This is a genomic window from Flavobacterium sp. WG21 (assembly GCF_000335775.1).
GTDB lineage: Bacteria > Bacteroidota > Bacteroidia > Flavobacteriales > Flavobacteriaceae > Flavobacterium > Flavobacterium tructae.
In genome coordinates this window covers 41,541-47,698 of the sequence record NZ_AMYW01000036.1, presented here as the reverse complement: position 1 = coordinate 47,698, position 6,158 = coordinate 41,541, and the positions used below count along the sequence as shown (strand labels likewise).

Annotated in this window: 5 protein-coding genes; 4 read left to right on the top strand and 1 reads right to left on the bottom strand. The window is 37.4% G+C overall.

What is annotated here, in order from left to right; all coding sequences use genetic code 11:
* Window positions 1-47: 47 nt before the first annotated feature.
* The gene (locus C245_RS0119745; protein WP_017498347.1) at window positions 48-1,067 is read right to left on the bottom strand and encodes a low specificity L-threonine aldolase; all 1,020 of its coding nucleotides are present in this window, start codon (window positions 1,065-1,067) and stop codon (window positions 48-50) included.
* Window positions 1,068-1,218: 151 nt separating this feature from the next.
* Here C245_RS0119745 and prfB point away from each other — a divergent pair.
* The 4 genes from prfB (at window position 1,219) to C245_RS0119725 (ending at window position 6,046) form a co-directional block, all read left to right on the top strand.
* Window positions 1,219-2,317 (top strand): peptide chain release factor 2 gene (gene prfB, locus C245_RS0119740; protein WP_123923490.1). Its coding sequence is split into 2 segments (ribosomal slippage): window positions 1,219-1,281 and window positions 1,283-2,317, totalling 1,098 coding nucleotides; the frame shifts between segments, so codons are not numbered across the junction.
* 104 nt (window positions 2,318-2,421) lie between these two features.
* Window positions 2,422-2,865, top strand: a complete 444-nt coding sequence (gene msrB / locus C245_RS0119735) for a peptide-methionine (R)-S-oxide reductase MsrB (protein WP_017498345.1) — start codon at window positions 2,422-2,424, stop codon at window positions 2,863-2,865.
* A 348-nt stretch (window positions 2,866-3,213) separates the two neighbouring features.
* On the top strand, window positions 3,214-4,212 hold the full coding sequence (lpxD, locus tag C245_RS0119730; RefSeq protein WP_017498344.1) for a UDP-3-O-(3-hydroxymyristoyl)glucosamine N-acyltransferase: 999 nt from the start codon (window positions 3,214-3,216) through the stop codon (window positions 4,210-4,212).
* 205 nt (window positions 4,213-4,417) lie between these two features.
* Window positions 4,418-6,046, top strand: a complete 1,629-nt coding sequence (locus C245_RS0119725; protein WP_017498343.1) for an acyl-CoA carboxylase subunit beta — start codon at window positions 4,418-4,420, stop codon at window positions 6,044-6,046.
* Window positions 6,047-6,158 lie beyond the last annotated feature (112 nt).

Here is a 6,158-nt window from a genome sequence, read left to right as displayed (position 1 = left end):
ACTTTTTGACTCAGAATCTTAGAGCCTCAGAACCTTAGTCCCTTCCATCAGAATTTCTGCAACGTTTCAATTACATAAGTATGCATTACTTCTTTGTAATCTAAATGTGTGACAATTCTGAGCTTATTATGTCCCATCGAGCTTATTAAGATATTTTTTTGTTTTAACTTTTCAATCAAAAGCTGATCACTATATCCTTCTGCCAAAGAAAAAATCAAAATATTCGTTTCTACAGGCTCTATTGCTGAAACCCAAGATTTTGTACTTAATACAGCCGCAATTTCTTTAGCTCTTCTGTGATCTTCTGCCAGTCTTTCAATATTATGTGCCAAAGCGAACAATCCCGCTGCGGCCAAATATCCTACCTGACGCATTCCTCCACCAAGTATTTTCCTGATTCTCAATGCTCTACGAATATCTTCTTTCGTTCCAAGCAGTACAGAACCTATTGGAGCGCCTAATCCTTTAGACAAACAAACCGATATTGTATCGAAAATTGCTCCAAATTCTTTTGGGTTTTGTCTTTTAGCCACTAATGCATTCCAAATTCTGGCTCCATCCAAATGGAATTTCAGATTATTAGCATCGCAAACTTTTTTTATCTCTCTTAAATCTTCTAATTCATAACAAGCCCCACCTCCTTTATTGGTGGTATTCTCTACACAAACTAAACTGGTTAACGGACTGTGATAAAACTCAGGATCATTAATTGCTGCCGCAACCTGACTGGCATTTATCATCCCTCTATGTCCGTCTAACAAACAACAGGATACACCGCTGTTGAACGAAACTCCTCCTCCTTCATAATGATAAACATGAGCATATTTATCTGCAATCAATTGTTCTCCGGGCTGTGTATGTAATTTAATTGCGGTTTGATTTGCCATAGTTCCAGACGGAAAAAAAAGCCCGGCTTCCATACCAAAAAACTCAGCAACTCTAGTCTCTAATTCGATAACTGTAGGATCTTGCCTGTATACGTCATCCCCAACATGAGCATTAAACATATACTGCAACATTTCATATGTTGGTTTAGTAATGGTATCGCTAATTAAATTTATTTCCATATTCTAAAAACTATATCTTATTTTTGTACAGCAAAATTACGTATTACTGTTAGTTAATTTTGGTAAGTTTCAGTAAATTTTAACTTCCCGATAACGATAGAACCAAATTAACGTAATATTTGTAAAAAACATATAAAACTACTATTAATTTATGACAACGACCGAACAAATAAAAGGTATTGTGGAGCGCCTTGGTGCGTTGAGGAGGTATCTTTGACGTTGATGCCAAACTAATCGAAATTGCAAACGAGGAAGAAAAAACTTTTGCACCTGATTTTTGGAACAATGCAAAAGAAGCTGAAGCTATTGTAAAAAACCTTCGAAACAAGAAAAAATGGATCGAAGATTACAACAAAGCAATCGAACTTACTGATGAATTGCAACTTGCGCATGATTTTTATAAAGAAGGCGAACTTTCTGCAGCAGAGTTAGACGAGCATTACAACACTACTCAAGCTCATATTGAAAACATCGAATTTAAAAACATGCTTTCAGATGAAGGAGACAGTTTAAGTGCCGTAGTACAAATTACAGCCGGAGCCGGAGGAACTGAAAGTTGTGACTGGGCCGGAATGCTAATGCGCATGTATATGATGTGGGGAGAAAGTTACGGTTACAAAATCAAAGAACTTAACTTTCAGGAAGGTGATGTAGCCGGAATTAAAACCGTAACTTTAGAATTCGAAGGAGATTATTCTTTTGGTTATCTAAAGGGTGAAAACGGAGTACATCGTTTGGTGCGAATCTCTCCTTTTGACAGTAATGCCAAACGTCATACTTCGTTCGTATCTGTTTATGTGTATCCGCTTGTTGATGATAGTATCGAAATTGACATTAATCCTGCCGATATCGAAATTACAACTTCCCGTTCCAGTGGTGCCGGAGGGCAAAACGTAAATAAGGTCGAAACCAAAGTGCAATTAGTACACAAGCCAACCGGAATTCAGATTCAATGTTCTGAAACAAGATCTCAACAGGACAACAGACAACGTGCTATGCAGATGTTGCGTTCTCAATTGTATGAAATTGAGTTAAAGAAACAACAAGCACAACGTGCCGATATCGAAGCCGGAAAAATGAAAATCGAATGGGGTTCACAAATACGTAACTACGTAATGCAGCCCTATAAACTAGTAAAAGACGTTCGTACAGGCTACGAAACCAGCGATGTTGATGGGGTTATGAATGGAAATATAGATCCGTTCCTAAAAGCCTACTTAATGATGATGGGACAGAAAGAGGAAGAATAAATTAGTGATCAGTATCCGGTCGCAGTTTGCAGTTCACTGAGACTGACAACTGAGACCTAATACTAGGACTGAGACTGACAACTGAAAACTTAAAAGAAAAAGTTATGATAAAATGGGCAGATGTAATTCATTTTACAAATAAAGGAAATCCGATACCGGAAAAAAGAGTAGAAAAAACGGAAGAAGAATGGAAACAGCTTTTAACTCCTGAAGAATTTCAGGTAACCCGATTAAAAGGTACCGAAAGATCCTTCAGTTCTGAACTTTGCAGTTTGTTTGATCCCGGAATTTATGAATGTAAATGCTGCGGAACTTTATTATTTGATGCTTCTGAGAAGTTTGAGTCAGGAACGGGATGGCCCTCATTTACTCAGCCTTTAAAAGAAAATGCCATTGCATACCATGCCGACAAATCATACGGAATGATTAGAGTTGAAGTCGTTTGCAATACCTGTGATGCCCATTTAGGACATGTTTTTCCTGACGGTCCCGAACCTAGTGGTCTGCGATATTGTATTAATGCAGTTTCTCTTTCTAAAATTAAATAAATTAAAAATCGATTCCTTCTAACAAAGTGAATCGATTTTTTTTATTCCATGCTTTTTTTCAAATGATTTGTATTATATTTGTAAGCCACTACTTATCAATAAATTAATTATTGATTTTCCATTTCAATTCAAATCGAATCCCCTTCATTCGTATCAAGAAACCAGCGATACTAACTTAAATACAAACTAAAAAACTATTAACAAATAAACCTTTAAAATGTTAATATTGTAATATTTAAGCTATTATTCTAAACATATTTCAACAAACCCATAAATAATATTAGGTAATTAAAATCTAATTGATTTTATTTGGGAAAAATTAACCCTATAATCTATTACATTCATTAAATGAAATCCTATTCAATTCAAGAAATTAACGAAGTAATCAATGGCGTAATTTACGGCACTACTTCACAAAGCATTACAGCCACAGAGCAACTAGAAAAAGCGACAACTTCAGAAATTTCATTTATAGGAAACAAAAAATATGAAAAATACTGGTCAACTTCAAATGCATCCATTGCAGTAGTTAACGAAGATATTTCAATAGAGCCAGGGGAAAATCGTGCCTTTATCAAAGTAAAAAATGCCGATCTGGCCATGTCTCAAATTCTGGCCCTTTTTGCCCCACCTGCCCCAATATTCCATACTAATATTCACAAAACTGCTACTGTAGACGAAACAGCCATTATTGGTGAAGGTGCCAAAATTGGTGCCGGCTGCTACATTGGACCAAAAGTAGAGATTGGCTCCAATACTACTATCTATCCAAACGTAACTATTCTTGACGAATCAACCGTTGGTAATAATACGGTTATCTGGTCCGGAACGGTTGTAAGGGAACGTTGTCATATTGGCAACGATTGTATCATTCACCCTAATGCAACAATTGGCGCTGATGGTTTTGGATTTCGTCCATGCAGCGAAAAAGGATTGGTGAAAATTCCACAAATTGGAAACGTAATTATAGGAAACGGAGTTGAGATTGGCGCGAATACTTGTGTAGACCGCGGAAAATTCAGCTCTACTATTCTTGGTGATGGCTGCAAAATTGACAATCTGGTACAAATAGGACACAACAGTAAACTAGGTAAGTTTTGCATCATGGCAGGAAACAGTGGTTTAGCCGGTTCTGTAACTTTAGGAAATGGTGTTATCATTGGTGGAAGCGCTTCCATTAAAGACCATACCACAATTGGTGATGGTGCTGTAGTTGGAGCAGGCTCAGGAGTTATTTGTGATGTTGCTGCCGGAAAAACCATGTTAGGTTATCCCGCCGTAGAAGCCCGAGATGCTTTAAAACAATGGGCCCTTCTAAAACGAATGGTTTGTGATATTAAAAAATAATAGAAAAATTGATGATATAAAAAACCGGAAGTTCGCTTCCGGTTTTTTTTATGTCTTAAACAGGCGCTTTACTTCTTCCAAAAGATACTGAAAATTTAACTATCAGAACCTTAATTTAATTTCATAACAGCACAACATTTATTATGTGGGTTTCAATTGATTTTGTAAATTAGCCAACACTATTTTGTTAAAACATTAAAATATTATGGATTTAAACTTCAATAAAAACGAAGATCACAATAAATTACTACTTTCTGAACTAAAACAAAAATTTGCTAAAGTAAAATTAGGAGGAGGCGAAAAACGTATTGAAAAACTACATGCTGAAGGTAAAATGACCGCACGCGAACGTATTGATTACTTGTTAGACGAAAATTCTAAAAGTATTGAAATCGGAGCTTTTGTTGGCGAAGGAATGTATGCCGAACACGGCGGCTGTCCGTCTGGAGGCGTTGTCATTAAAATAGGATACATCAGAGGAAAGCAATGCATAGTGGTAGCTAATGATGCCACCGTAAAAGCCGGTGCTTGGTTTCCGATTACCGGAAAGAAAAACCTGCGTGCACAGGAAATTGCCATGGAAAACCGATTGCCAATCATTTATCTGGTAGACAGTGCCGGTGTTTATCTGCCCTTACAAGATGAAATTTTCCCTGATAAAGAACACTTCGGAAGAATCTTTAGAAACAATGCACAAATGAGCAGTATGGGAATCACCCAAATTGCTGCTGTAATGGGCAGCTGCGTCGCCGGAGGTGCTTACTTGCCTATTATGAGTGACGAGGCCTTAATTGTAGACAAAACAGGAAGTATTTTCCTTGCGGGAAGCTATTTGGTTAAAGCAGCCATTGGAGAAACCATCGACAATGAAACTTTGGGTGGTGCCACAACGCACTGCGAAATCTCAGGTGTTACCGATTACAAAGCCAAAGATGATAAAGATGCCCTCGAAAAGATAAAAAACATCGTAGACAAAATCGGTGATTTTGACAAGGCCGGCTATAGCCGTATCAAAGCTGAAAAACCTGCTCTGGAACCTAAAGATATTTACGGAATCCTGCCAAAGGCAAGAAACGAGCAGTATGATATGATGGAAATCATCAATCGTCTGGTTGATAATTCCGAATTTGAAGCTTACAAAGAAGGCTACGGTCAGTCTCTAATTACCGGATATGCCAGAATTGACGGCTGGGCTGTTGGAATTATAGCCAACCAGAGAAAAGTAGTGAAAACTAAAAAAGGAGAAATGCAATTTGGAGGGGTTATCTACTCTGATAGTGCCGATAAAGCGACCCGTTTTATTGCCAATTGTAATCAGAAGAAAATACCTTTAGTTTTTTTACAGGACGTTACCGGTTTTATGGTCGGATCAAAGTCAGAACATGGCGGAATTATAAAAGACGGTGCTAAAATGGTAAATGCGGTAAGCAACTCAGTTGTGCCAAAATTTACCGTTATCGTTGGAAACTCTTACGGTGCCGGAAACTACGCAATGTGCGGAAAAGCATATGATCCAAGATTAATTTTTGCCTGGCCAAGTGCCGAACTTGCGGTTATGGGTGGAACTCAGGCTGCGAAAGTACTAGCTCAAATCGAAGCTTCTTCACTAAAAGCAAAAGGAGAAATCGTAGACGAAGAAAAAGAAACGGAGCTGTTTAACAAAATAAAAGCACGTTATGATGCGCAAACTTCACCCTACTATGCTGCTTCAAGATTGTGGACAGATGCAATTATTGATCCGCTTGACACTCGTACCTGGATTTCTATGGGAATTGAAGCCGCCAACCACGCTCCAATTCAAAAACCCTTTAATTTGGGAGTGATTCAGGTTTAAGTTTTAAGACATTCCCATAAATGCGTTAAATAAAAAGTAAAAAACTTATTTTCAGTTACTTAAAAATAAATATATCATTAAAAATGAGTAACTTTAGTGAGTAATTTTTAAT

Excerpts from the sequence above, each read along its gene's own strand:
- C245_RS0119725 (WP_017498343.1), top strand. The coding sequence starts at position 4,418 with ATGGATTTAAACTTCAATAAAAACGAAGATCACAATAAATTACTACTT.
- msrB (WP_017498345.1), top strand. The coding sequence starts at position 2,422 with ATGATAAAATGGGCAGATGTAATTCATTTTACAAATAAAGGAAATCCG.
- lpxD (WP_017498344.1), top strand. The coding sequence starts at position 3,214 with ATGAAATCCTATTCAATTCAAGAAATTAACGAAGTAATCAATGGCGTA.
- C245_RS0119745 (WP_017498347.1), bottom strand. The coding sequence starts at position 1,067 with ATGGAAATAAATTTAATTAGCGATACCATTACTAAACCAACATATGAA.